This window comes from Paraburkholderia sp. CNPSo 3274, from assembly GCF_024206475.1.
Lineage (GTDB): Bacteria > Pseudomonadota > Gammaproteobacteria > Burkholderiales > Burkholderiaceae > Paraburkholderia.
The window spans coordinates 38,935-61,575 of record NZ_JAMBPR010000054.1; the positions used below are offsets into that span (position 1 = coordinate 38,935).

Here is a 22,641-nt window from a genome sequence, read left to right on the forward strand (position 1 = left end):
CGCGAACGTGTGTGCCCTGTCCCGCAGTAAAGGGCATTCATTGTCGGCGCTTCGCCCGCGCCTGTCGAGCGAGGCCCGGCGCGCGCAGGGTCAGGCCCGAGCGCGCCGCTTGCGCGGCCCCGTGGACATACGGGTGACGAGCTCGGGCGGCGGCCCGAGCACCATGGGCGGCTGCTGGTCCGGTGCGTCGATCAGCCGGATCAGGCTGCGGATCGACAGCTCGGCCACGGCGTCGGTCTGGATCGCGACGGTGGTGAGGGCGGGGCGCATCTGATGGGCGAGTTGAATGTCGGTGATGCCGATCACGGACACATCGTCGGGCACGGCGCGGCCCGTGCTGATCAGCGCCTGAATCGCGCCAATCGCAAGCAGGTCGTTGGTCGCGAAGATCGCGCTCAGGCGCGGGTATTGCGCGAGCAATTGCTGGCACGCCGCGTAGCCGGAGTCGATCGAGTCGCGCACCTGCATCTGCGCCACGTTTGCGGGATCCACGCCGCCATCGCGCAAGGCCGTTCGGAATCCTTCCGAACGGGCATCCTGCAGGCCGCCGCAGCCGTCGCCGATCAGCATGGCGATATTTCGGTGTCCCAACTCAAGCAGATGCTGCGCCGCGAGCGCGCCCGCGCGCGCGAAGTCCACGGCCACGCATGGCAGCACGGGCGGATTCTCGGGGTGCTCCCACATCGCCAGCAGAATGGGGCCATTGTGCATGGCCGAGATGCACAGTTCGTTCATGGCGATGTCGGTGTTCATCACGAGCACGCCGTCCGCGAAGGTGCCCGCGATCTGGTTGAGGTAGGCGCGGCCAATCTGCGCGTCGTCGTCGGTGTTGCAGACCATGAGGAAGTGGCCCGCCTTGCGCGCGGCGCGCTCGGCCGCGAGCACGAACTCGGGATAGAACGGGTTGGAGATGTTCGATAGCATGAGCGCGAGCGTGGACGAGCGCCCCTGCGCGAGCGCGCGCGCATTGAGGTTGGGCCGGTAGCCCAACTCGGCGATGGCCTGCAGCACGCGCTCGGTCGTCTCGGGGCGAACCTTCTCGCGGTTGCGTAGCACGTTCGAAACGGTAGCCGCCGTGACGCGTGCGCGCCGCGCGACTTCTGACAAGGTGACCATGGAGGACCTTTCCCACATTCAGGGAAGATGATTCAAATGTTGCAATGCTGCGGCCGGGTTTGCTACTTTTCTCCCACAACATCAACGGAGACGACGAATGCGCGACTATGCCGGATTCGAATTTAAGCGGTTAAATGCCCGCTGCGCAAGGACTACGGGTTGTTTTTCGCAGAAAAATTTAAGCGCTTAAATTTCGAGGCGAGAACGTGGCGACGATTCAGCTCTCGGGCGTCGGCAAACGCTACGGCGATCACCCGCCGGTGGTGCGGCGCGTCGATCTCGACATCGGGCATCACGAATTTTGCGTGTTCCTCGGGCCTTCCGGCTGCGGCAAGTCTACGCTGCTGCGCATGATCGCGGGCCTGGAGGAATTGAGCGAAGGCGAACTGCGCATCGGTTCGCGCGTGATGACGGATGTCCCCGCCGCCGAGCGCGGCGTGGCGATGGTGTTCCAGAGCTACGCGCTCTTTCCGCACATGACGGTGTTCGACAACATCGCGTTTGGCCTGAAGATCGCGAAGGTGCCGAAAGCCGAGATCGAGCGGCGCGTGCGCGACGCCGCGCGCAGCCTGCAACTGGAGGCGCTGCTCGACCGGCATCCCAAGGCGCTTTCCGGCGGGCAGCGGCAGCGCGTCGCCATCGGCCGCGCTATCGTGCGCGAGCCCGGCGTGTTCCTGTTCGACGAGCCGCTTTCCAATCTCGACGCCGCGTTGCGCAGCCACACGCGTGTCGAGATCGCGCGCCTGCACCAGCGTTTCACCGATGCGAGCGTCGTGTATGTCACGCACGACCAGGTCGAGGCGATGACGCTCGCCGACCGCATCGTGTTGCTGCACGCGGGCGCCGACATGGAGCGCCACGGCAGCGTGGCGCAGAGCGGCGCGCCGCTGGATCTCTATCACCACCCGAAGTCGCGCTTCGTGGCCGGGTTCATCGGCTCGCCGCACATGAACTTCATCGACGCGATCGTCGATTCGGTGGATGAAGAGGGCGTGCGCGTCACACTCGAAGGCGGCGAGACGCTGTTCGCCTGTGTGGACGGCCGCGCATTGCAGCGCGGCCAGCCGGTCACGCTGGGCGTGCGGCCCGAGCATCTGCGGCTGACTGGCGACGATCAATCGATTGCGTGCGCAACGGTCATCGCCGAGCGCCTGGGCGAACATAGCTATCTGCATGCGGATCATGCGGGGGGCACACTTATCGCCAAGGCACCGGGAGATTCGCCCATTGGTGTGGGCGAACGCATCCGCGTGCATGTGCCGTCGCAGGCGTGCCATCTGTTCGACGCCGAAGGCGTAGCGTTGCGCAGGCTCGCGGCAGCGCAGCCGGCATTGGCCTGATTTCGTTATACCCCGCCGTAGAGCGGGCCACCAGGTCTGGCGGCGCGAACGCCGTCAGTCGACAAAGGCAGTCCAACAGCATGTTGGATGGATCGACATAGGAGACAAGAGATGTTTTCTAATCGTTTGAAAACGTTCGGCTCGCTGGCCCGCGCCTCGGCCGCCGTTGCGATCGTTGCGGCGACGGCGTTCACGAGCATGGCCGCCGACGCCGGGACGCTCACCGTCAACGTCTCGGCGCGCGCCAACCAGCGCTCGACATGGCAAGACGCCTTCGACCAGTTCAAGAAAGCCAATCCCGACGTCGACCTCAAGGTCTCCTATATAACGGAGGAAGCCTACAAGGTGCAGATGGGCGGCTGGCTCGCGACCGATCCGCCCGACGTGGTGTCGTGGCACGACGGCGAGCGCATGGCCTATTACGCTGAGCGCGGCCTGCTGGAAGACCTTTCGCCGGACTGGGCCAAGAACGGCTGGAACGAGCAGTACGCGTCGGTGAAGAGTGCGTCCACATGGAACGGCAAGCAGTATGCCGCGCCGCTGGGCTATGACGCCTATGGCTTCTTCTACCGCAAGGACCTGTTCGCCAAGGCGGGCATCAAGTCCGAGCCGAAGACCTTCGACGAATTGCTGGAAAGCTGCAAGAAGCTCAACGCCATCGGCGTGCAGCCCATTGCCGTGGCCGCGCGCGACAGCTGGACGCTCGCTGCCTGGTTCGACTACCTGGACCTGCGCATCAACGGCAACGAGTTCCATCAGCAGTTGATGGCCGGTCAGATTCCCTATACCGATCCGCGCGTGAAGAAGGTGTACACGACGTGGAAGACGCTGATGGACAACCATTGCTTCATGGAGAACGCGCTTTCCTACGACGTGGATTCGATCGCGCCGGTGCTCGTGAACGGCAAGGCGGCGATGATGCTGATGGGCACGTTCTTCTCGGCCAGCTTCCCGGCGAACATGAAGCAGGACGTGGGCTTCTTCCGCTTCCCGATCATCGACGCCAATGTGCCGACGGCCGAAGACGGTCCCGTGAACGTGCTGCTCATTCCGGCGAAGGCCAGGAACAAGGCCGACGCGCGCCGACTGCTCGCCTTCATGGAAACGCCCGCGATCAACGCCGAACTCGCGCACGGCTGGGGCCAACTGCCTTCGAACAACAAGGCGGCCGAGCCTGACGATCCCATTTCCAGGGTGGGCTTCCAGACGCTCGCGAGCACGCGTGGCGGCATTGCGCAGTTCTACGACCGCGACATGCAGAAGGAAATGGCCGACGAAGGCATGAAAGCCATGCAGCAGTTCTACAGCGACCCGTCGCAGCTCGATACGCTGCTCGCGCGCCTCGAAACGACGCGTCAGCGCATCTACCACAAGTAAAGCCGCGGTGCGGCCGGCGCATTACGCCGCCGGCCGCACTTTCTCCGATCACCGGCGAGACTTCACCATGTCCGATACCTTGGCGCGCCCCATTGGGGCGGCGCGGCCACGTCGCGTCTCTACTGTGCGGCGGCAACAGAATCGTGCCGCGCTATTTTTCCTGCTGCCGGGCTGCGCGCTCTTCACGCTGTGCGTGATCTACCCGATCTTCAGCAGCATTACGCTCAGCTTCTATAACTGGGACGGCATGACCGCGAAGACTTTCGTCGGCCTCGCCAATTACGTCGAACTGTTCCAGAACGACACGTTCTATACCGCGCTCAAGAACAATCTGCTGTGGCTCGTGCTGTTCCTGCTCGCGCCGCCGCTCGGTCTCGTGTTCGCGCTCTATCTGAACCAGCACGTGCGCGGCATACGTGCGGTGAAGTCGCTGTTCTTCGCGCCCTTCGTGCTCTCGGGCGTGGTGGTCGGCCTTGTGTTTTCGTGGTTCTACGATCCGACCTTCGGCTTGCTAAAGATGATCGTCGGGCACGGCATACCCGTGCTAGGCGACCCGAGGCTCGTGACGTTCGGCATTATCTTCGCCGCGCTCTGGCCGCAAACGCCTTTCTGCATGATCCTGTATCTCACGGGCCTCACGGGCATCAACCCTGAGATCGTGGAAGCCGCGCGCATGGAAGGCGCGAAAGGGTGGCGGCTCTTTTGGCACGTGGTGCTCCCGCAGCTTCGCCCGGCCACGTTCATGGCCATCGTGCTCACGGTGATCGGCGCGCTGCGCAGCTTCGACCTGATCGCCGTGATGAGCGGCGGCGGCCCGTTCGACAGCTCCACCGTACTCGCGTACTTCATGTACGACCAGGCGATTAAATACTACCGCGAAGGCTATTCGGCGGCGATTGCCGTCGTGCTGTTCGCCATCATGCTCGTTTATATCGTGTTCCACTTGCGCCGCATGCTGCGCGAAGAACGCTGAATTTCCTGTCGCTCTTTCGTCGATGTTCACGGAGTCGCTGCCCATGTATCCGCTTCCCGTCGATCGCTGGAAACCCGCGAATCGCGCGCTCTACAAGATCTCGTTGCCGATTGCGCTCGTCATCTGGCTGCTGCCCATGCTCGCCGTGCTCGTCACGTCGATTCGGTCTACCGAGGAATTGCAGCAGGGTGACTACTGGGGCTGGCCGAAGCACTTCGCGCTGCTTGAAAACTACGGCGCGGCGCTTACGCAAACGCCCATGCTTCATTACTTCGCGAACAGCGTGCTGATCGCGGTGCCTTCGGTGATCGGCGCCATCGCGCTGGCTTCGATGGCGGGCTTCGCGCTCTCCACGTATCGGTTTCGCGGCAACACGGCGGTCTTGTTCGCCTTCGTTGCAGGGAACTTCGTGCCGATCCAGATCCTCATGATCCCGGTGCGCGATATGGCGCTGCGCGTGGGGCTCTACAACACCGTGTGGGCGCTCATCATCTTTCACGTGTCGTTCCAGACCGGATTTTGCACGCTGTTCCTGCGCAATTTCATCAAGCAGCTGCCGTTCGAACTGATCGAGGCCGCGCGCGTTGAAGGCGCGAGCGAATGGGCCATTTACTGGCGCATCGTGATGCCGCTCGTACGGCCGGCGCTCGCCGCGCTCGGCATTCTCGTGTTTACGTTCGTCTGGAACGACTACTTCTGGGCGCTGTGTCTCACCCAGGGCGACGACGCCGCGCCGATCACGGTGGGCGTGGCAGCGCTCAAGGGGCAGTGGACCACGGCGTGGAACCTCGTGGCGGCGGGCTCGGTGCTTGCGGCGCTGCCTTCGGTGCTGATGTTCTTCGCCATGCAGAAACACTTTGTCGCGGGGCTTACCTTCGGCGCGAGCAAGGGCTGATCGAGCCCGACCGCAGCCGAAGGCCCTTTTTATCTAATTCGTATTACTGATGTTATTCCGAGGCGGATTGTCACTCATGCAAATCGGTGTCTGCTACTACCCCGAACAATGGCCGCGCACGATGTGGGCCGACGACGCGCGCCGCATGGCCGAACTCGGCATTACGCACGTGCGCATTGGCGAATTCGCCTGGAGCCGCATGGAGCCGCACGCGGGCGTGTATGAGTGGGCATGGCTCGACGACGCGATCGAAACGCTCGCGGCCCGTGGCCTGAAGATCGTGCTCGGCACGCCCACGGCCTCGCCGCCGAAGTGGCTCGTCGACGCGACGCCCGACATGCTCCCCGTGCGCGCCGACGGCACGCTCTGGAACTACGGCTCGCGGCGCCACTACGACATTGCGAGCGAGGCCTATCGCGCGCATTGCGTGCGCATTACGGAGGCGATGGCGCAGCGCTACGGCGCGCATCCGGCCGTGGTCGCATGGCAGACCGACAATGAGCTGGGCTGCCACGACACCGTGCCGAGCTGGTCGAGCGCCGCGCAGCGCCGCTTTCAGACGTGGCTTGCGAAGCGCTACGACACGATCGAGGCCCTCAACGAGGCATGGGGCAACGTGTTCTGGAGCATGGAGTACCCGTCGTTCGAAGCGGTGGGGCTGCCCGTGCGCACGCCGACCGACGCCAACCCGGCGCATCATCTGGACTTTCGCCGCTACATGTCGGACGAAGTCGCGAGCTTTCATCGCGAGCAGGCGGACGTGCTGCGCCGCCACGCGCCAAACGCCGACGTGTTGCACAACTTCATGGGCTTTTTCACGACCTTCGACCACTACCGGTTCGCAGCGGACAAGGCCATCGACGTAGCGACGTGGGACAGCTATCCAATCGCGCGCACCGAAGTGATCGGGTTGCCGGAAGCGCAAAAGGCTCGCTACGCACGCACCGCGCACCCCGACGTCTCGTCATTCGATCACGACCGCTACCGCACGATAGGCGGCGGACGCTTCTGGGTGATGGAGCAGCAGGCGGGGCCAGTAAACTGGGCGCCCTGGAACCCGGTGCCCGCGCCGGGCATGGTGCGCCTGTGGGCCTACGAAGCGTTCGCGCACGGCGCCGAACTCGTTTCGTACTTCCGCTGGCGGCAGTGCCCGTATGCGCAGGAGCAGATGCATTCGGGCCTCAATCTGCCGAATAACGAGCTGTCTCCCGGTGGCCGCGAGGTGGAGCAGGCCGCGCGCGAGATCGCGGCGAGCGACGCGTTGCGCACGCTCGCGCCGGCGGCGCGTGCACAGGTGGCGCTCGTATTCGACTACGAAACGCAGTGGATGTTCGAGATCCAGCGCCACGGCGCGAGCTTCGACTATCAAACGCTCGCGTTCGACTACTACAGCGCGCTGCGCGAACTCGGCCTCGATGTCGAAATCGTTTCGCGGCATGCGGATCTTTCGGTGTACCGGCTCGTGGTGGTGCCGTCGCTGGCCGTGATCGACGACGCCTTCGTCGATCAGATCGAGCGCAGCGACGGGCAATGGGTGTTCGGACCGCGCAGTGGCTCGAAGACCGCGCACTTCGCCATTCCCGGCGACCTGCCGCCCGGCGCCTTGCAGCGCGTGCTGCCCTTGCAGGTGCTCGAGGCCGAATCGCTGCGGCCCACGCTCTCGCCAGCCGTCACGATAGGCGGCGTGCAGGGCGAGGCATTGCATTGGCGCGATCATGTGCGCGCCAACGGCGCCACGCGCATTCAGGCGCAATTCGAAGACGGTTGGCCAGCGTTGCTCTCGCGTGGCCGCGTGCGCTACGCCGCTGCGTGGTTCACGCGCGAACTGCATCTCGCCATGCTCGATGAAGCCGCGCGCGGCGCGGGCCTCGACACGCAGCGCTTGCCGGAAGGCTTGCGCGTGAGCCGACGCGGGGGATTGTGCTTTGCCTTCAACTTTGGCGAGCAACGTGCGCAGGCGCCGGCCCCCGAAGGGGCGCAGTTCGTGCTGGGAGAGCGCGAGCTTGCGCGAGGCGACGTGTGCGCATGGCGTGAAGGCTCGCTGAGCCGCAGCTAACCCGAGAGCGTGTTCCGCGCCGCTCAACGCGCGCGCCGCGGAACACTTGCGCGTATCAGAACAGATGCCGTATGCCGATGCTCGCGCCCACCGTCGAGCCGGAGACCTCAAAGAGCGCGTTGTTGATCGACAAGCCCGTGTCCATGCGTCCATGGTTGTACACGTAGCCCACCTGGCCATAGAGCGTCGTGCGCTTGGAGAGGTAGAACTGCACGCCGCTCGACGCCAGGAGCGAGTGGTTGCTGCCGTCGTTGCCGTCGCGCGTGTACCAGACTCCGGCGTCGACGTCGAGGTAGGGCGTGATCATATAGCTGAGTCCGCCGGAGTAGACGCTGTTGTCGAATGACTGCGCAACCTTGTAAAGCGCATACGAGGCGGAGATCGTGAGCGAGTTCGGGAAGCGATAGCTCGCGCCGATCGTGCGGCCCACGAACTCGACGGTACTCGGCACCGGCGTGGAGGCCGCGGTGCCACCGGCGTTGCCGCTATAGAGCGCGCCTGTGATCGTGAAGCCTGCGATGTGGTAGCGCAGGCTCGCCGAATACTGGCGTCCCGCCTGGAAGTTGCCCGCCGCGCCGCCCATGGCGAACATGCCCATCGCCTGAATGCCGGCGATTTCCGGCGACGTATAGGTGAGCGCATTGCTGTTGAAGAGGCCGGTCACATACACGTTGTTCACGTAGCTCACGAGGCCGCTGCCGAAGTACGACATGCCGCGCGGGTCCGTCTGGTAGAGCGAGAGGAAGAACGGTGAGTACTGCAAGCCGGCCTTGACCGTGCCGTATGGGCTTTCCATGCCGACCCACGCCTGACGCCCGAAGAAATTGCCGTTGGAATTGCCGAACTGGCCGTTCGCAATGCTAATGCCGCTTTCGAGCGCGAATACCGCACGCATCCCGCCGCCCAGGTCCTCGGCGCCGCGCATGCCGAAGTTCGAGCCGGACATGCCACTGTCCGTAAACGAGAATTGGTGACCGGCGTTCTGGCCCGTCAGCGTGTTCATCGTATGGCTCGTGTAGAGGATCGACCCGTCGACGATGCCATACAGTGTGACGCTGCTCTGCGCGCTCGCGACACCCGCTGTGCCCATCAAACCGGCCGCCGCGAGGCAGCGGACCAGCCATTTCATGCCGAGGTTGTCGCGTTGTAACATTTCGTCATCCTTAGTGTTATTTATGGATTGGGATTGATGTGACAGGGTATTGCACACGCTTCAGGCAATGCTCCAGGCAAAGCCGCAGAAAAAGCTTCGGGCAAAAGGGGGCCGGGGTTCCTCGCGGAACCACACGAAACGGAATGCTGGAAGTGCTACGCGGAGTACTGTGCGTAGTCCTGCGGTCTGGCGCGGCGGCCGGGGTCCTCTCGCGTGCGCAGGAGCAGCGTGGACGAGCGCGTGGTCATCGTGGGCCTGCGGCAAGGCATGAGCCGGATTGAATGCGCGTTCACCGATCGCTTCTCCCCTGACGAGAGGTGTGCAACGTTGACGGAATGCTACGTTCGATGGAGGCTATTTTTGTACGACCGTGCGGAATCTGTCACCCTGGGAGAAACGATCACATTTGCGCATCGATTTGATGCATCCAGTGCATAACTCACCCCGCCGGATTCTCCTCATCCTGCGGTGGCGCGCTGCCCGCGGGCGCGCCCAGAATGCTGACCTGGAAAACCGGCGTGCCTGCAAGCGATTCGAGGTTGGGGTCTTCGGGGTAGGCGAGCAGCAGCGGGAAGATGACCGAGCCGCCAATCACGGCGCGGCGACTGTTGTCGGCGGGGCGCAGGCCCCACACGTCCTGATAGACAAGCGGCACCGTCTTGCCGTCGCGCTCGGTGTTGCCCAGGTAGAGCATCACGTGACCGCCTATATAGATGAGCGTGCGCATGGGCGCGCCCTGCTGCACGAGCCAGTCGAGGCGTTGGGCGGGCGTGGACGCCGAAAGATCGGTCATCGCCCCGGCGTTCATTTGCGTGGACGAGTGGCGCGGCAGCCATACGCCGAACGCCGCGAAAATGCTCTGCAGTTCGGCCGAGCAGTCGTTGTCGAAGTTCGTGTTGCCCCAGCCGTAGGGGCGGCCTATCAGTGCCTTCATCAACTGCGCGAGATGGCGCGGCGTGGCCACGAGCGGCGCGGGCACGATGGCGTTCGAATCGAGCGCGGCCGTGCGGATCGCCGCGCGGCCGTCTACGTCGCGGGCGGGCACGAGCACTTCGCCCGGCTTCGCGCCCGTCGCGGGCCGCAGCGGCAGCAGCGTGCCGGCGGGCGCTTCGAAGCGGAACACGCCGCCGTCGTCGCGCAGCGCGGCGGAGGCCGCGACCACGACGCCGAGCGACTGGTGCGCCGCCGCGCGCCACGTCGAAACGAAGGTTTCATCGACGCTCGCCACGCCGTCACTGTGCACCCAGCCCTGCACGTCTGGCGTCTGCACGTAGCGCCAGGCGCCGTCGGCGCTCGTGCCGAGCACGTAGAGCGGCGTGCCCGGCCGCACGGCGCTCACCTGCAGGTTGTCGAAGGGATAGCCTTCGCCCGCGATGCGACGTGAATAGAACGACGGGTCGATGGTGGGCAGTTCGCGCACGTACAGCGCCGTCGTGGCGATGGCGCGACGCGTGGCGTCGAAACCGCTGGCCTGTTCGAACTGGTTGACGTTGGCGTTGCGCTCGATGGCGCCGATCCACGCCTTCGTGTGCGGCCGGAAATTCATGCCGTAGCCAACGCGGCGCGGCGCTTTGTCCGTATTGTCGAAGTAGGCGAGGCGGCGCGTTTGCAGCGCGGCAATGTCGCTGCCGCCGTCGCGATACACGCGCTGCTCGACAAACGCTCGATTCCACGGCGACGGATCGTTCGGACCCGCACCAAAATAGCGCGCGACGAGCGCAGCGAATTGCGCGCGCTGGACTTCGGGCGAAAGGAAGGGCTTGTCGTAGTCGGCGCTAGCCGGATCGATCCAGTGATCGACGTTCTGGTCGTAATGCTCGATCGGGAAGAGCGTGACCGTATCGGACGGAAGCGCTTGCTCGGCCTGATTTTGCGAGGCCGGGCCGGTTGCGCATCCCGGCAGCACGCACGCGGCGGCTAGCGCCAGTGCGAGGAAGCGGGCGCGCGGAGCCCGGGCGAAAGCGGAAAGGCGGAAGCAAGAATCGAGGGCGGAGCGCATGGGCGAGCGGGCGGTTCGACAACCCGTGGATGATACAGGACGCGCCGCGCCCGCCGCCCTCGCTGTTGCCCGAAAATCAGACGATCATTGCTCGATCTGCCGGTTCCAGCGCGAATCCCACTGCGCGCGGTGCTCGTTGATCACGTCCCAGTCCATCACCGTCACCTTCTTCACGAGCTGATCGAGATTGCCCAGGCTCTTTTGCATGTCGGGCGGCATGGTTGCGTTCTGGTTGGTCGGAATCTGCTTGCCGGCTGCGGCCGCCTTGCTTTGCGCAGGCGCCGAAAGCAGGAACTGCGCGAGCTTTTGCGCGAGCTGCGGCTCCGGATTGTTTTTCACCACGCACAGGTCCACGAGCAGCAGCACGGCGCCTTCCTTCGGGTTGGCGTAGGCCACGGGCAGGCCCTTATCCTTCAGGTCGCCCACTGCCGTTGGCGTGAGCGGGAAGATGCCGGCCTCGCCGGTCTGGATCATCTCCGAGAGCTTGGCCGAATTCGGAATGTATTCAACGACGTTCGGCCCCACCGTACTCGCCCACTTCGTGAAGCCCGGCTCGACGTTGGTCTCGCTGCCACCCATCAAGCGGTTGATCGCGAGAAAGCCATGCAGCCCAAACGTGCTGCTCGAAGCCGACTGGAACACCACCTTGCCCCTGTATTTCGGATTGGCGAAATCGAGCCACGAAGTGGGCGGCGCCCAGCCTTTAACCGCGAACACCTTCGTGTTGTAGCCGATGCCCGTCATGCCGAGCTGCACGCCTGCGCCCACGTCGCCTTTCATGCGCGCGAACGGATACAGTTCCTTGAGCACCGGGGAATCGTCGAGCTTCTCGCACACGCCCATGCTCACGGCACGCGCCATCACGCCGTCGTCGAGAAAGGCGACATGCATCTGCGGGCTGTTGCGGTTGGCGAGAAGCTTCGCGAGCACGTCGGAGGAAGTGCCCGGCACGACCACCACCTTCACATTGTTGGCCTTCTCGAAGTCGGGCAGGACCTGGCTCGTGTAGGCCTTCTCCATCGGGCCGCCGTTCATGCCGATGTAGATCGTCTTCGTTTGCGACCAGGCGTAAGGCGAGATGCCGAAGGCGACGAGTGCGGCTAGCGAGGCCAGGGTGCGTGTGAGTTTCATCGTGGGGACTCCTTATTTGATTGGGAGGGCGGAATGAACGGAAGACTGCGTGAAGCGGCTGATAGCAAACGCTTCGACGGGCGTGCTCGTCGCGCCGTCAGTGACGAGTTCGGCGAGGACTTCGCCCACGCCAGGCGCCAGCAAGAAGCCGCCGCCGGAGAAGCCGAAGGCGTGCAGAAGGCGCGGCGTGGTGTTGCTGAAACCGATGATGGGGTTGCTGTCCGGCGTTTCGCCTTCCACGCCGCTCCACGTGCGGATGAGCAGCGCGTCGCGCAGGCCGGGTAGCAGCGCGCAGGCGTCGCGCATCACGGCGCGCGTGGTGGCGGTGGAAGGCTGCGCGTATTCACCGTCTCCGTGCCCGCGCCCGCCGCCGATCACGCAGTTGCCGCGCTCCACCTGGCGCGCGTAGACGCCGCCGCCATACACGCCCAGGTTGTGCTGGATAAAGCGCGGCAGCGGCTCGGTCACCCACATGTTCGGATAGATCGGCTTCATCGGCACGGTTTCGCCGAACGCGCCCGCCACCGTATTGGCCCAGGCGCCAGATGAGTTGATGAGCCAGTCGGCACTGATGCGCTCGTTGGCCGCGCGCATCTGGAAACGCCGGCCGTCGAAGCTCAGGTCGCTGAGCGCGGTCTGCTCCTGCACGTGCGCCCCCGCGCGCCGCGCCGCCGCTGCGAAGCCGGGCGAGACGAGACGGGGATTCGCCTGGCCGTCGCTCGCGCAGAGCGCACCGCCAATGGCGGCTTTGCCGAGCCAAGGGTAGCGGCGGCGAAACGCTTCGCCGCTCATGACCAGCGACTCCACGCCGAAATCGCGCGCCATGGCGGACCATGCGTGGAGCGCCTCGAGATCGCTGTCGCGGCGCGCCAGGCGCAAGTGCCCCGAAACGACAAATTCACCGTCGATGCCGATCAGTTCGGGCAAGCGGTTCCACACGCGCCGGGCGCGTACCGCAAGCGGCAGTTGCTCGGCGCTGCGGCCGTGGGTGCGCACGCCGCCGTAGTTCACGCCGCTCGCCTGCGCGCCACAAAAGCGCCGCTCGAACAAGCCGACGCTCACGCCCTTGCCCGCGAGCGCGAGCGCTGCCGATGCGCCGACGAGCCCGCCGCCCGCAATCACAACCTGGAAGTGGCGCGTGTCACTCATCGTGGGCTTCCTCTTCGATGACCTCCACGCCGTCGTCGAACAGCATCGGCGAAATCGGGATCGGTTTGATCGGCGCCTGGCTGCGCAAGCGGCCCACCTCGTGTAGTGGCTTGCCTGTCTCCGTGCTCAGCAGCGCCATCGCGGATTCGCCGCACATGCGCCCCTGGCAGCGCCCCATGCCGATGCGCGTGAGCGCCTTCAGGCGGTTGACTTCAGTGGCGAGACCGTCGCGTATGCAGCTACGCAGCGTGCCTGCATCGACTTCCTCGCAGCGGCAGATGGTCAGGTCGTCGGGCCAGCTGGCGGCGCAGTTGGCAGGCGGTGCGAACGCCTGCTCGATGCCCACGCGAAAGCGCGTAATGCGCTCGAGGCGCTTCTCGATCGTTGCCGCATCAGGCAAAGCGGCATCGTGCGGTGGCGCTTCCATGCCCATGTCTTCGAGCATCGCGAGTGCTGCGCGGCGGCCCGCGAGTTCGGCGGCATCGGCGCCTGCAATACCCGCGCCATCGCCGGCGAGATAGACGCCGGGCACGGAGCTGCGGCCTGCCGCATCGCGTTCGGGCAGCCAACAGCAGTTGAGGGCGTCGAAGGCGAAGCGGCAGCCCGCGAGATCGGCGAGCTGGGTTTCGGGCCGCAAGCCGTAGCCGAAGCCGACCGCATCGCAGGCAATGGCGTGCTCCTTGCCGTCGGCCGCGCGCCAGCGGACGTATTGCACCGCCTCGTCGCCTTCGAGGGCCGCGAGCGAAACGCCACGCTCCATGCGCACACCATGCGCCTTGAGCCACGCAACGTAATAAACGCCCTTGGCGAAGGTGCCCGGCTGGTTGAGCAGCCTCGGCACGGCGGCGGCCTGGCGCGCGAACGGGCTCGTGTCGAGCACGGCGGTCACTTGCGCGCCCGCTTTCGCATATTGATAAGCGACGAGGTAGAGCAGCGGCCCGGTGCCGGCGAACACGGTGCGCTGGCCAATTGTGCAGCCCTGCGCCTTCAGCGCGACCTGCGCGCCGCCGAGCGTATACACGCCTGGCAGCGTCCAGCCAGGCAGCGGCACGATACGGTCGGTCGCGCCGCTCGCGATGATCAGATGCGACCACGGCACGCTCGCTTCGCGGCCCTCGCGCAGGGTGTCGAGCCGGCCTGGCTCGCACGACCAGGCCAGCGTGTCGGGCCGATAGTCGATCTTCGGGAGCAGATCGGCCATGGCGCGATGGACTGCATCGGCTTTCTTCGCCTCGAAGCCGTAGAGCGCGGCTTTCGTGCGCGAGAAGCCCGCACCGGCAGCGGGCTGGCGATAGATCTGGCCGCCCCAGCGCGCGTTTTCGTCGATCACGGTGGGGCGCAGTCCCGCGGCCACGAGCGTTTGCGCGGCGCGAATGCCGGCCGGTCCCGCGCCGACGATGACGATGCGATCAGGCTTGGCGGTGCTCATTGCGCACCTCCATTGTTAGATTCGGTATCCGAACCGGTTCGCGTCAACACACGCATGCCTTCGCGCAGCGGCGTGGAGCAGGCGCGCAGGCGCGTGCCGTCTTCGCTGCGCACCCAGCAGTCCTGGCAAGCGCCGATCAGGCAGAAGCCCGCGCGGGGTTCTGTGCTGAACTCGCTGCGGCGCACGTGCCGCTGCTGCATGAGGATCGCGGTCAGCAGCGTATCGCCCGCGAGCGCCTTGAGTTCGACGCCGTCTAAAACGAAGGAAACACTCGCGCGCGCGGTCTCGGCAACGCGGACGAACTGGGCAAGGGGAAGCGGCGTGACGGTGCTCATGGGTGGTCGGTGGCGCGGCAGCAGGGATCGAAAGAGGCGGGTGGCGTTCAGTGCTGCCCGATCAGAATGCGGTTGAGCCCGTACACGCGGTCGAGCAGGAACATCGCGCCAGCCGTGATGAAAATGACGAGCGCGGAAACGGAAGCCATCATCGGGTCGATCGACTCGGTCGCGTACATGTACATGCGCACAGGCAGTGTGACGGTTTGCGGCGAAGTCACGAAGATCGACATCGTCAGTTCATCGAAGCTGTTGATGAACGCGAGCAGCCAGCCGCCCGTGATGCCGGGCAGGATCACCGGCAGCGTGACGCGGCGGAAGGTGGCCCACGCGTTCGCGCCGAGCGACGCGGCCGCATGCTCGATGCTGCGGTCGAGGCCGCTGACCGAGGCGAGCACGAGCCGCATGACGAACGGCGTGATGATGATCATGTGCGCGAGGATCAGCCACACGAACGAGCCGGTCGCGCCGATCAGCGCGAAGAAGCGCAGCAGCGCGATGCCCAGCACGAGCCCCGGAATCACGAGCGGCGAAAGCAGCAGCGCGTTGAGGAAGCCGCGGCCCGGAAAGCGCGCACGGCCGATCGCCAGGCCCGCGGGCAACGCGATGACGAGCGAGAGCGTGGCCGAGGCGAACGCGAGTTTGAGGCTGTTGAAGAACGCGGTGATGAAGTCGGGGTAGTCGAGAATCGCACGGAACCAGCGCAGCGAGAGGCCGTGCGTGGGGAGCGTCAAGGTTTCGTCGGGCGTGAAGGCCACGAGAATGACGATGACGAGCGGCGCCAGCACGAAAAGGACGACGAAACTATGGAATGTGAGGGCGAGCGGTCCGTTTTTGCGCATGATGTTTTGTCCTTAGCCCATGCTGCGCGCGTAGCGCCGTTCGAGCACGCGGTAGTAGGTAAGCATCACCACGAGATTGGCGACGAGCAGCAGCACGGCGATGGTCGCGCCGAGCGGCCAGTTCATCGAGCTGAGGAACTGGTCGTACACGGCGGTGGCCGCCACCTTCAGGCGCCTGCCGCCCAGCAGGCCCGGAATCGCAAAGGCGCTCGCCGAAAGGCCGAACACCATGAGGCTGCCCGAGAGAATGCCCGGCATGAGTTGCGGCAGCACGATACGGCGCATGGTGGTGAACGGTGAGGCCATCAGCGACAGCGCCGCGTTTTCGGTTTGCGGATCGAGCCTTTGCAGCGCGGTCCACACCGGAATCACCATGAACGGCAGCATCACATGCACGAGCGCAATGACGATGGCGAAGGTCGTGTATTCGAGCTTGAAGGGCCCCGCGCCGAACAGGCCGAAGAACTGGTTCACGAGACCGTTCATGTTGAGCAGCATGCTCCAGCCGAACGCGCGCACCACCACGGAAACCAGCAGCGGCGCGAGGATCACGAGCAGGAAGAGCGAGCGCCACGGGTCGCGCATGCGCGAGAGGATGTACGCCTCGGGAGTACCGATCACGACGCACAGCAGCGTGGTGAGCGCGGCGATGCCGAAGGTGCGCAGGAAGATCGTGTGAAAGTACGACGAACCCAGCACTTCTACGTAGTTATGCAGATCGAATGCGACGATGGGGCCGCTCATCGGATCGAAGCGGTAAAACGTGAGCGCGAAGGTCATGGCGAGCGGCACGAGCACGAGCGCGGCGAACAGCAGCAGTGCAGGCGCGCTCATGAGCCAGAGCGGCATATAAGCCTGCCAGCCGGCGCGCACCGTGGCGCGCGGGGCAGGCTGCGAAGCGCGGAGCGTGCTAGACACGGGCGCCCTCCTGGTGGACGAAGCGGATTGCGTCGCTGTGCCAGTCAATGCCCACCTGGTCGCCTTCGGCAAGCGGCTCCTTGCCCTCGTTCTGGCAGCACACGAGCATTTCGCCCGCGCGGCTGTCGAGCCGATAGAGCCACTGGCTACCGAGGAAGAAGCGGCTCGTCACACGCCCTGCGAGACGGCCCGAGCCGCTCGCGCACAGCTTGAGCTTTTCGGGGCGGATGCACAGCGTGATCGCGTCGCCTACACCCACCGCGCGGGCGCGCTCGGGAAGTTGCGCCGTCGAGCCCGTTTCCGCGAGATCGTTGCCGAGGTCCACGTGGATCGTGTCGCCCTCGCGCGCGACGATGCGGCCCGCGAGCATGTTGGCCTTGCCGATGAACTGCGAGACGAAGTTGTTCTCGGGCCGCTCATACGCGCGATAAGGCGTGTCGACCTGAGTGATGCGGCCGCTTTCCATCACCACCACGCGGTCGCTGATCGAGAGCGCTTCCGACTGGTCGTGCGTGACCATCAGCGTGGTCGTGCCGATCTTGCGCTGAATGGCGCGCAGCTCGAACTGCATGTCTTCGCGCAGCTTCGCGTCGAGATTGGACATCGGCTCGTCGAGCAGCAGCACGGGCGGCGCGATCACAATGGCGCGCGCGATCGCCACGCGCTGGCGCTGGCCGCCCGATAGCTCGCGCGGAAAGCGCTGCGCGTAGGCGTCGAGGCGCACGAGCGCGAGCGCTTCGCGAATGCGATCCCGGCGCTCGGCTTTGTCCACGCCGCGCATTTCGAGGCCGAAGCTCACGTTCTGCTCCACGCTCATGTGCGGAAAGAGCGCATAGCTTTGGAACACGATGCCGAGGCCGCGCTTGTTCGGCGGCATGTGCGTGATGTCGCGCCCGTCGAGCGTGATGCGCCCGCGCGTGGTTTCGACGAAGCCGGCGATCATCTGCAGCGTCGTGGTTTTCCCGCAGCCCGAGGGGCCGAGCAGCGAGACGAACTCGCCTTTTTCCACCGACAGATTGACGCCGGCGACCGCCTGCAGGTCGCCAAACGATTTCGATACATCGGTCAGGGTGAGGAACGACATGAGGTGGCCTTCCAGTGCTTGGGTTGCGCCGGCACCCGCTGAGCGAATTGCGGTGCAGGGCGTTGAGCCGACTGTAGCTAGCCAAATTTTGGACCGTCAATTTAAAATTCCATCGAGCGATAAAAATCTGATCTATATTCCATTTGATGGAATATATGAGCGCATGGGCTTATTGATCATTTCGCCGGGTGAACTTCGGGAAATCCCGGAATAAACCTGCCACAAGCAAGGCGACGTGTGGCGGTCCAACCATTCGGGCAGCATGGCAATTCGTATGAGCTTTTGTCAGATATTCCGCTGAATGGAATAAATCGAGGTCGATATGACGGTAGGGGAAGAGAAAAGTGGAACGGCGGCCGACGACGCACGCGGTGCGGGCGTGTTGCAGCGCGCATTCGCGGTGATCCGCGCACTGGGGGCCAGTCAGGCGGAAGGCAGCCGCGTGACCGCGCTCGCCAAGGCCGTGGGCCTGACCCAGGCCACCGTGCATCGGCTGCTGCAGGGGCTGATCGCCGAAGGCGTGGTCGAGCAGGACGAAGGCACCAGACGCTATCGGCTGAGCGTGGATTTTTTTGCGCTCGCGGCGCAGGCGGGCAATCCCAGCGGCATGCGCACGCTATGCCGGCCCGCGTTGCTGCGCCTGTGCGCAAGCCTTGGTGACACCATTTTCTTGCTCGTAAAGAGCAGTTTCGACGCGGTTTGCCTCGACATGTGCGAAGGTCCGTTTCCGATCCGCTCGTTCACGGGCGATATCGGCGGGCGCGTAGCGCTGGGCGTGGGCCAGGGTAGTCTTGCCATTCTCGCGTTCCAGCCCGAGGCCGAGCGAGAAGAAATTATTCGTTTCAACGTGCCGCGTTTGCGCAGCTACGGCGTACTGGACGAGGTGTATTTGCGCACGGAGATCGAGCGCGTGCGCAAGCTCGGCTACGCGGGGCGCAACACCGGCGTGCTGGAGGGCATGGCGGGCGTGGCCGTGCCGATTCTGGACCAGACCGGTTGCGCCGTGGGGGCGCTGAGCGTGGGTACGCTGGCTGCGCGTCTCACGGAAGACCGGTTGCCCACGATCGTCGAACTGCTCAAGCGGCAGGCCGAGATCATCGGGCCGCAAACGAACCCGTTCGATGTGGCGGTGCGCCGCCCCATGCATGGGCTCACGCGAGCGATGACGACTCAACCATTGGCTTGAATGATGATGGGGGGGGCAGGTTAAATGGATTCCTAACTAATTCCTTGATCGCGAATCGTTCTCGTTAGGTGATCGGTGTGCAAACGTTTAGCAGGTTCGTGTAATGCTGCAATGCGAAATCGAGCAGTATGATCGGACCAAAATCGACTAGGGGATAACCTATCCGCATGCGTCTGGGTTTTGGCGTAAACGGGCAGGTGGCTATTCGTAGACTGAAGCCGATGTGCGAGTGGCAGGTCGCCGCCATGGGGGTTTGCAATCCATCGCAAGAGCCGTGAGGGACAAAACCACCCGCCGCGTGAACTGTCACATTGAGTACATGCCGTTGCCACGTCGACGAGAAGTCATAGAGGAGCGTGGGTGCTGGGGGAGGTGGAGCGCATGTGTGATCCCGCGGCGCTTGCAGTCAGAATATACCGGTGATCGATGACGACCATAAACGACCGGACGTTGCCCGTTCCCGAGGCACCGGCTGCCAGTGTTGCGCCGGTGCCGGTACGCGCGGCGCCTTCGATTTTTCACGAGCGCTGGTGGCTCGACATCGCCACGCAAGGCGACTGGAAGCTTGCGGTGGTGAAGCAGAACGACGAGGTCATCGGCGAGATGCCGTACGCGATGCAGCGCACGCGACTGTGGCGGGTTTCGCACCTGCCGCCGCTCACGCGCACGCTCGGACCGGTCATCAAATCCGTGACGGGCAGCGAGGCCCGCCAATTGCATCATGAACTCGACGTCACCGGGAAGCTGATCGAACAGTTGCCCGACTGCGACAGCTTTTTCCAGGTGCTCGACCCGCGCATCGACGATGCCCTTGCGTTCGCATTGCATGGCTTTACCGTGTCGGCACGCTATACCTTCCGCATCGACCGGCAGACCACGGCCGACGAAGCGTGGACGCGCCTGAACAGCAAGACGCGCAACGTGATCCGCAGCGCCTCCCGTGAATTGACCATCGTGCCGGAGCTCACGCCCGACGAGTTCATCGCGTTCTATGACACGAATCTCGCGGCACGTTCGCGTACCAACGCTTACGGGGACGCGGTCATGCGCGACCTCGTCAGTGCGTTCGTCGAGCGAAAGGCCGGGATGCTGCTCGGCGCCTATGGGCAAGGTGGGAAGCTCGTGGCGGCGGTCGGCCTCGTTTGGGACCATCAGGCAATGTATTACCTGCTTTCGTCGCGGGCGCAGGACGCGCACAGCGGCTCGATCAGCCTGCTGCTATGGACAGGCATTGGGCGCGCGCTCGAGCGCAAGCTCACCTTCGATTTCGACGGCTTTTCGAGCCCGTCGACATTCAGCTTCCTCAACGGATTCGGCGCGACGCTCACGCAGCGGCTGGGCGTCGAGCGACACCGCACGGTTTATTTGCTGATGCGTACGCTCAAGCGGAAATTCGCGCCCGGACGCGTTTTCGCACCGAATCTCTGAGCGCAGACGTACGAGGCGTCGGGTAGCGATCGATATCGAGCGCTAAACGAGTTCTTGCCGCGCGGGGTCGCTCGCGTTGCGGGTCGTGACTTCGGCAAGCTCCAGTGCGCTCGATGCGAAGAGCAGGGGCGTCCAGCGCTGGATCGTACTTTGCGCGCCTGCTGCGAAGCGCTCGCGCAGCGCGGGCTCGCCGCCCAGTTCGCCGATGCGCTGCGCGAGCGCCGAGACGTCGCGCGGTTCGACCACGAAACCGTTTACGCCGTCGATCACCACTTCGCCCGCCACGCCACATGTGCGCGTGACGATGGCAGGGCACCCGGCCGCGAACGCTTCGTTCACGCACAAGCCCCATTGATCGAATTCGCTCGCCAGCACGACGAACTCCGCGAGCGCATAGAGATTCGGCATTTCCTGGTTGGCGAGCGAGTTGAGTATCGTCACATGCGGCGTGAGGCCGAGCGACGCGATGCGCGCGCGCAATTGCGCTTCGAGCGGACCCTGACCCACCAGAACGAGGCCGATATTTTCGTTGTACACGCCGGATTTGCGGTAGGCGTCGATCAGCACGTCGACGTTCTTGCGTGCCACGAAGCGGCTCACGCACAAGACATAGCGCTGCGGCAGCCCGAAGCGGGATCGCACGGCTTCGGGGTTATCGCTCGCGGCCTGCGCGAGATCCGAAAAATAGTCGACGTCGATCACATCGAAGCCGATGCGAGATCGTTCCTTCGGTATGCCAAGCGATTGCGCGTAACGGCGATGTTTCTCGCCCGCGACGAGCGCGCCGTCGAAGCGGCTGACGATGAAACGCTTGAGCCGCTCCTTGGTGCGTTGGCGCAGTCCGTCGTCGGCCTTCGAGTCCGACATGTAGATGAGCTTGAAGCGCCGCGTGAGATGTCTGAGGAAACAAAGCACCGCCGAATAGCCGGTGTTGTAGCCGAGCGTGATGACCACGTCGGGCATGAAGTTGCGCACCTTCGCAATGAGGCGCGCGGTGTCGCGCGCGCCGAGGCCGTCGCTGTCGGCGCCGTTCTCGACCAGCGTTTCCGCCATGCGCGGCCGGTTCGCGAAGAATGCGGCGCGGCGTTCCTGAGGGAAGCCGTAGACGCCTGAGCGCGCAAAGACCTCGAGAAGCGCCACCTGGTGGCCGCGACTGGAGGCCGCGGTAACGAGAGCCTCATAGCGAGGGACGTGATAGTCGCCCAGGTTGCCGATGACGAAGAGGATGCGCATGGACAATGACGGCTCACGGTGGCGCTTGGTTGAGCAGGCAGCGCACCGCGGGTGCCTGGCCTGCATGAAATCCCGGACAGTCGTCCTGACCTGCCGGGCAGCGTTGCCTGCGCCACACCGCTCGCACATTCGCGGCGGGGACCCGCAGTCACGCCGTTTGCTGCATCGTAACCCGATTGTGAGGTGTTTTTACGCAATGTCGGCGATCAGCGAAAACTTGTCCGATATGGCGGAGGCGATGCAAAGCAGACGAAAACCCACCGGTCAATTCTTCCAGGGAATGCGAAAGGCGCATGCACCTATTGGCGCACGACTTGCATCGCTCAGGTCGATTGACGCGATTTCGGGGGGGCAAGAGGGCGGCCGGGCTTGTAACCGATTGTCATCGCAATGGACATCAATTGGCGCGGCGCGATGAAAACTGTCATATCAATTCGCTACACTGAAGGTTTGGCATGTTTCAATACGTCGGAAGAAGGGAAAGCGCTTAAGGTCTGCATCAGATTTTCGGCTTAATATCCTACGGTTGACCCGAGGCGCCAAAGCCTTCAATTCGATAACAAACATGCGAACCGGAATGCCGATCGAATGTTTTGTGTAATGCATTTCGAGGGAAGTGCGCGGCGCTGTGCGCCGGCAAAGCAAGCCACGAGGTGCATGCGATAGCTAACCGGGTTTCACCACACTGCGCGGACAATCGAGGAATATGAAAACGCTGTTTCTGCAGGCCCCGTCGTATGACGGCTTTGACGGTGGCGCGGGCTCGCGCTACCAGGCAAAGCGCGAGATCCGCTCGTTCTGGTATCCCACCTGGCTCGCGCAGCCCGCGGCCCTCGTGCCCGACAGCCGCGTGCTCGACGCGCCGGCCGACGGCCTCTCCGTGGAAGAGACGCTGAAGATTGCAGCTGCATACGACCTCGTCATCATCCACACGAGCACGCCGTCGTTTCCGACCGACGCGCTGTTCTGCGAAGACCTCAAGAAGTGCAAGCCGTCG

At 64.4% G+C, this 22,641-nt stretch carries 19 protein-coding genes and 1 pseudogene; 9 read left to right on the top strand and 11 right to left on the bottom strand.

Going from position 1 to position 22,641, the window contains the following annotated elements; translation table 11 throughout:
- Positions 1-90: 90 nt before the first annotated feature.
- Positions 91-1,116 (bottom strand): LacI family DNA-binding transcriptional regulator, encoded by a 1,026-nt coding sequence (locus tag M3I54_RS30230; RefSeq protein WP_254342508.1) that lies wholly within the window; start codon positions 1,114-1,116, stop codon positions 91-93.
- A 206-nt stretch (positions 1,117-1,322) separates the two neighbouring features.
- Here M3I54_RS30230 and M3I54_RS30235 point away from each other — a divergent pair, with 206 nt between their 5' ends.
- From M3I54_RS30235 to M3I54_RS30255, 5 genes are all read left to right on the top strand, one after another.
- Positions 1,323-2,456, top strand: coding sequence for a sn-glycerol-3-phosphate ABC transporter ATP-binding protein UgpC (locus M3I54_RS30235; RefSeq protein WP_309249651.1), 1,134 nt, complete (start codon positions 1,323-1,325; stop codon positions 2,454-2,456).
- Positions 2,457-2,567: 111 nt separating this feature from the next.
- Positions 2,568-3,833 (top strand): ABC transporter substrate-binding protein, encoded by a 1,266-nt coding sequence (locus tag M3I54_RS30240; RefSeq protein ID WP_254342510.1) that lies wholly within the window; start codon positions 2,568-2,570, stop codon positions 3,831-3,833.
- Between the two features lie 67 nt (positions 3,834-3,900).
- Positions 3,901-4,806 carry a carbohydrate ABC transporter permease gene (locus M3I54_RS30245; RefSeq protein ID WP_254342512.1) on the top strand — a complete coding sequence of 302 codons (906 nt, stop codon included), beginning with the start codon at positions 3,901-3,903 and terminating at the stop codon, positions 4,804-4,806.
- Between the two features lie 43 nt (positions 4,807-4,849).
- On the top strand, positions 4,850-5,701 hold the full coding sequence (locus M3I54_RS30250; protein ID WP_254342514.1) for a carbohydrate ABC transporter permease: 852 nt from the start codon (positions 4,850-4,852) through the stop codon (positions 5,699-5,701).
- 76 nt (positions 5,702-5,777) lie between these two features.
- Positions 5,778-7,757 carry a beta-galactosidase gene (locus M3I54_RS30255; RefSeq protein WP_254342516.1) on the top strand — a complete coding sequence of 660 codons (1,980 nt, stop codon included), beginning with the start codon at positions 5,778-5,780 and terminating at the stop codon, positions 7,755-7,757.
- A gap of 55 nt (positions 7,758-7,812) precedes the next feature.
- Here M3I54_RS30255 and M3I54_RS30260 read toward each other — a convergent pair whose 3' ends face one another.
- The 9 genes from M3I54_RS30260 to M3I54_RS30300 form a co-directional block, all read right to left on the bottom strand.
- Complete coding sequence (locus tag M3I54_RS30260) at positions 7,813-8,910, bottom strand: porin (protein ID WP_375542240.1); 1,098 nt, start codon at positions 8,908-8,910, stop codon at positions 7,813-7,815.
- A gap of 439 nt (positions 8,911-9,349) precedes the next feature.
- A complete protein-coding gene (locus M3I54_RS30265) occupies positions 9,350-10,909 on the bottom strand; it encodes an SH3 domain-containing C40 family peptidase (RefSeq protein WP_254342518.1) in 1,560 nt (519 codons plus the stop codon).
- A gap of 84 nt (positions 10,910-10,993) precedes the next feature.
- Positions 10,994-12,040 (bottom strand): ABC transporter substrate-binding protein, encoded by a 1,047-nt coding sequence (locus tag M3I54_RS30270; RefSeq protein WP_254342526.1) that lies wholly within the window; start codon positions 12,038-12,040, stop codon positions 10,994-10,996.
- A gap of 12 nt (positions 12,041-12,052) precedes the next feature.
- The gene (locus M3I54_RS30275) at positions 12,053-13,189 is read right to left on the bottom strand and encodes an FAD-binding oxidoreductase (protein ID WP_254342528.1); all 1,137 of its coding nucleotides are present in this window, start codon (positions 13,187-13,189) and stop codon (positions 12,053-12,055) included.
- Positions 13,182-14,618 carry an NAD(P)/FAD-dependent oxidoreductase gene (locus M3I54_RS30280; protein ID WP_254342530.1) on the bottom strand — a complete coding sequence of 479 codons (1,437 nt, stop codon included), beginning with the start codon at positions 14,616-14,618 and terminating at the stop codon, positions 13,182-13,184. Before M3I54_RS30280 ends, M3I54_RS30275 begins: the two co-directional genes overlap by 8 nt.
- Complete coding sequence (locus M3I54_RS30285; RefSeq protein ID WP_254342532.1) at positions 14,615-14,953, bottom strand: (2Fe-2S)-binding protein; 339 nt, start codon at positions 14,951-14,953, stop codon at positions 14,615-14,617. Before M3I54_RS30285 ends, M3I54_RS30280 begins: the two co-directional genes overlap by 4 nt.
- 47 nt (positions 14,954-15,000) lie before the next feature.
- Positions 15,001-15,795, bottom strand: coding sequence for an ABC transporter permease (locus M3I54_RS30290; RefSeq protein WP_254342534.1), 795 nt, complete (start codon positions 15,793-15,795; stop codon positions 15,001-15,003).
- A 12-nt stretch (positions 15,796-15,807) separates the two neighbouring features.
- Positions 15,808-16,713 carry an ABC transporter permease gene (locus M3I54_RS30295; RefSeq protein WP_254342535.1) on the bottom strand — a complete coding sequence of 302 codons (906 nt, stop codon included), beginning with the start codon at positions 16,711-16,713 and terminating at the stop codon, positions 15,808-15,810.
- A complete protein-coding gene (locus M3I54_RS30300; protein ID WP_254342537.1) occupies positions 16,706-17,797 on the bottom strand; it encodes an ABC transporter ATP-binding protein in 1,092 nt (363 codons plus the stop codon). Before M3I54_RS30300 ends, M3I54_RS30295 begins: the two co-directional genes overlap by 8 nt.
- Between M3I54_RS30300 and M3I54_RS30305 the strand changes: the two genes are divergently transcribed.
- From M3I54_RS30305 to M3I54_RS30315, 3 genes are all read left to right on the top strand, one after another.
- Positions 17,796-18,011: a hypothetical protein gene (locus M3I54_RS30305; protein WP_254342539.1), complete on the top strand. Its 216-nt coding sequence runs from the start codon at positions 17,796-17,798 to the stop codon at positions 18,009-18,011. The two genes, M3I54_RS30300 and M3I54_RS30305, sit on opposite strands and share 2 nt — an antisense overlap.
- Positions 18,012-18,119: 108 nt before the next feature.
- Positions 18,120-18,983 (top strand): IclR family transcriptional regulator, encoded by an 864-nt coding sequence (locus M3I54_RS30310; protein WP_254342541.1) that lies wholly within the window; start codon positions 18,120-18,122, stop codon positions 18,981-18,983.
- A 426-nt stretch (positions 18,984-19,409) separates the two neighbouring features.
- Positions 19,410-20,411, top strand: a complete 1,002-nt coding sequence (locus M3I54_RS30315; RefSeq protein WP_254342543.1) for a GNAT family N-acetyltransferase — start codon at positions 19,410-19,412, stop codon at positions 20,409-20,411.
- Positions 20,412-20,453: 42 nt separating this feature from the next.
- Here the strand turns inward: M3I54_RS30315 and M3I54_RS30320 are convergent, their stop codons facing one another.
- Complete coding sequence (locus M3I54_RS30320; protein WP_254342564.1) at positions 20,454-21,644, bottom strand: glycosyltransferase family 4 protein; 1,191 nt, start codon at positions 21,642-21,644, stop codon at positions 20,454-20,456.
- A 706-nt stretch (positions 21,645-22,350) separates the two neighbouring features.
- Here M3I54_RS30320 and M3I54_RS30325 point away from each other — a divergent pair.
- Positions 22,351-22,641 (top strand): annotated as a pseudogene (locus M3I54_RS30325) (hopanoid biosynthesis associated radical SAM protein HpnJ); the annotation flags it as partial.